A 3,971-nucleotide genomic window follows, 5' to 3' on the forward strand; every position below is an offset into this window, starting at 1 on the left:
ACAGGATCATCGCTCTGCTGCGTGAAGGTCTGATCAGCAAGATTGAACTTGAGCAGTACATGAAGGCTGTCAGAGGTGCCGATGGTTATCAGACAGTGGATGAATTTGAGCACTTCCTTGGTTACAAACACGGCGTCAGCGTGCCCGAGTTCAAGAAGGTTGTCCAGATGATGTCCGACAAGGGGTCTGAGGAATTCATGCAGAGTGCCTTTACTCCTGTGACCGTGAGCACTAATGGCCCGGCGGGTATGAAAGACTCTGTTACCGGCATGAAAGAATACGCAGCAGCGGTGATCGCCAACTACGTTCTTGACGATATTGCCTTTGAGAACGGCCGCAAAACGGCAGCATTTCTGGCCAATGTTCAGGATACCCTGACACCTTACGCTCATGCTGCCGGAATATTTGAAACAGAACTGATCCAGGCTGTCTATAGCGCACTGATGCAGGCTCATGCCGCAGCAGCTGAGCAACAGCTAATGAAATACTGGGTCAAACCTTCAGCCTCTCTGATACAGGCGGTCACCTGGTACTTCTCCAACTACAAAGCTCTTCTGGTGACCAATACCGCCCGGCAGGCGGCCAGTCTGTGCCTCTCGAACATGGCCTTCCTCTATCTTCTGGATCTGACCAACCGGGGCGATTACACACACAGAATGCTCACACCCTTTCAGCACTGGTTGGAGCGCTATGGTGTCGATCTTGACCGAACCGGCCAATATGCCTTCCACAGTGGAATTGAAAAAGTCTCTGAAGTGAGTGGGCTGGCAATGCCATTTGGCAAGGCTGCTTCCTCAGTCATTCTGCTGAAAACCGGCTCTATGCTATTTATCCGACAGTACCACGCCAACCCCCGGATGTATCGCAGCATTTTCCGTCTGGTGCCTGAAATGTTGACATCAATGGCTTCCGTACAAGGCGTTCAGGTACCGCTGCTGCAAAGAGTCACACCAGAAAAAGTGAAAACTCTGGCCTCTGCCACCGCCGGTATCGTGCTGGGTCCGATAGCCACTGTCGGAGCATACGTCTACGGTCTGATATCCGGGTTTACCTTCGCTCAAACCTTCGGATTCGCTCTGGCGTCGAGTCTTGGTTTCGACTTCTTCATGAACGACAACAAGATGCTCACTCAATGGCTGGGTGGACCTCTGGGCCGAAGTCTTGACGGACTTAATCGCTGGAGAAGCATGGGTGAAAGGGAGTCTGACTATGTGAAACGCAACGCCATTGCCACGCCTCAAGGCTTCAGTGAAACAGATCAAGAGTATACCAACCGTGTTAAAGCAGACAAGGTAATGTATGGCTGGACGCGGAACGAGAATTATCTTCAGTTCCGTGAACGACGTGATCACACCATGAAGATGTATGAGCACGGCTGGGAGAACTACTTCAGGGAAAATGTGCCTAAATGGTCATTCTCCCACGCAAAAAGTATTCCTTACTCTTACACTCTGGGCGCCTTCTACGAGTGGCAACAGAAAGGTAACAGGAGAGCCACAAGGACAGCGTTGCCTGAGGAACCCCTGCAGCCATGAAAGCAGCAATGTTTGATCGTAAGGCTTGTTGGTTCGGAACCTCAGGGCCTGAAAAAGCATGGGAACCCGAGTTTAGCGACACCCTCTCAAGGGACGGGTGTCATTTCAAGGGGTGAGGTCATTGTTCCGGTTTACAGCAACAGGCTTGCGTTTTCGATGTCTTCTTTTGTGATTCGTCAGGTCAAAAGCATTCTTGCAGACAGTCCCGCATGGTCTTTGCAGACCATCCTCTCCGAATACTGTCACATCGCAGGTTTGTGGTCTGCTATGGTCTTTTCTTTTGTGGTTCGACAGGCCTTTGGTATTATCGAAGAGCTTTCCGCATGGCCAAGGTCGGCCATCCTCTCCGATTAGTGTTACGTTGCAGGTTTTTGGCCCGGTATGGTATGTGCTTTTGTGATTCGACAGGCTTGTAGCACTCCTAAGCACCGCCCCACACGGCCGCCGCTGCCCATCCTTCTCAATTACAATTTCCTTACAGGTTTGTTGCCCGGTGTGATCTTTCCTTATATGATCCGACAGGGCCTGATAACTCCTGCAGACCTTCCCGCATGGCTGCTGCTGGCCATCCTCTCCGGCCATGGTCACTTCACAGGTTCGTTTACCACAGTGCATGTTGCTTTTGTGACTCGACAGGGTTTGAACATTCTTGCAGATTGACCCGCACAGTCGCTCCTTGCCATCCTTGCCAACTACGGTTACGTCACAGGTTTGTTGTCCAGTGTGGAAGATTCTCTTGTGATCCGTCAGGGCTTTAGAACTTTTGCAGTTCGCCCCGCATCGGCGACGCTGGCCATCCTCCCGGATCACGGTTAAGTCACAGATCCGCTGCCCACTATGGTGACTATTTTTGTGAGTTGACAGTGCATTAGCATTCCTGCAGACCGCCCCGCATGGCTGCGGCTGGCCATCCTTCCCAATCACCATCACGATACAGGTTTTTTGCCCGGTATGGTGTCTTCTTTTGTGATGCGACAGTGCATTAGTATTCTCGCAGACCATTCCGCATGGCCGTGGCTGGCCATCCTCCGGGACTACTGTTACGTCACAAGTTTTTTGCCCGGTATGGTATAAACTTTTGTGATTCGACAGGGCTTGAACACTATTGTAGGCCTTTCCGCATGGTCGCTGCTGGCCATCCTTCCCAACCATGGTCACGTAACAGGTTTGTTGCCCGGTGTGGAAACTTCTTTTGTGATAGCTAAGGGCATTATGATTCCGGAAGACCATTCCGCATGGCCATGACTGGCCATCCTCCGCGACTTCTGTTAAGTCACAGGTTTTTTGCCCGGTATGGTATTTGGTTTTGTGAGACAAAAGTGCTTTTTGATTCTTGTAGACTTTCCGGCATTGCCGCAGTTGGACATCCTCGCTGACTAAGATGACGTTGCAGGTTCCTTGCCCGGTAGAGTCAGTTCTGGCTGCCCCTGCACCCATTGAGTCTGCGACCCCGTCTACAGGGCTGCAACGATAGCAGTGTCCATTGGCCTCGTGGGAGCATGGGCTCTCTCCGGAAGTTTCTTCAGTGCAGTATTTCGAACTTTCTTCACAATCTGACACTATGCTATCGGATGAGTTGGAAGATTGCCGGAATCGACAAACACCATTACAGGGATAGATATAACAATTTAAACCCAAAGTATGCAGGTGTTGTTCAGGATCTTCGTTATCGCCGACAGAGCTGGAAAACAGGAGATTGGTGAAATAGCCCGTGATGTGACTGCTGGCTTGTGGGACACGCTGGCCTGATGATTCTGATGGCTGATAATGAGGTTGTTCTTGTTCAGAGCCTGGCATCATAGCGGTGATGACAAGCCGGTGATTTTGACTCGTTTCTTGTTGCCCAATCGGGTTAAACAGCGGTGAGTTGGCGTTCCAATAGCTTTTTAAAAGCCAACTGATAGTGATAACTGCTTCTACAGTTATGTGTGAATAAGGGTTTGAGCATAGAGAGGCGTCTCTGGTACTCAGAATGAGCTCATAAGCAACCAGCAGATCCGTCGCGTAAAGCCATCGCCACGAAATTGATTCTATGAGAGTCGTTTTCACTTCCTGACTGTCAGGTTTGTGTCGTTTTTCATCAGATGATGAGTCTGGTTCTACATTGCCGTTTGTGTCGACAGTGTCTGATGGGTTGCCTGACAATGTTGGTCGGTTAAGCTTAATAGAAAAGTTCTGGTCAGGAAAATCTGTATTCTTTTCAACCTCGATAACAATATGTCTTGCCAACGGTTTAGTCTGGCAGACGACAGAAAACGACAGTAACAGCAGTGCCGCAAAAAGTGATTGTTTAATAATTCTGTCCCTGTCTTCTGGTTTACAGAGAAGAAGGATAGATCAGGAAAACAAGGGTGTTTTTATCTTCTTGGCTCGTTACCATGATCTAGCAGCCTGTCGGACTTAAGCGTCCGTAGCGAGGATTGCAAGAAATTGAGG

The 3,971-nt window shown here is 49.9% G+C and carries 2 protein-coding genes; one reads left to right on the forward strand and one right to left on the reverse strand.

Annotated features, from left to right (window positions below; translation table 11 throughout):
- A partial coding sequence (locus KDK19_RS11265) for a hypothetical protein (RefSeq protein WP_257287905.1) occupies positions 1–1,535 on the forward strand: 1,535 nt, incomplete at its 5' end.
- A gap of 105 nt (positions 1,536–1,640) precedes the next feature.
- Here KDK19_RS11265 and KDK19_RS11270 read toward each other — a convergent pair.
- Positions 1,641–3,764: a hypothetical protein gene (locus tag KDK19_RS11270; protein WP_257252683.1), complete on the reverse strand. Its 2,124-nt coding sequence runs from the start codon at positions 3,762–3,764 to the stop codon at positions 1,641–1,643.
- Positions 3,765–3,971 lie beyond the last annotated feature (207 nt).

The sequence above is a fragment of the Endozoicomonas sp. ONNA1 genome, from assembly GCF_024606325.1.
Taxonomy (GTDB): domain Bacteria; phylum Pseudomonadota; class Gammaproteobacteria; order Pseudomonadales; family Endozoicomonadaceae; genus Endozoicomonas_A.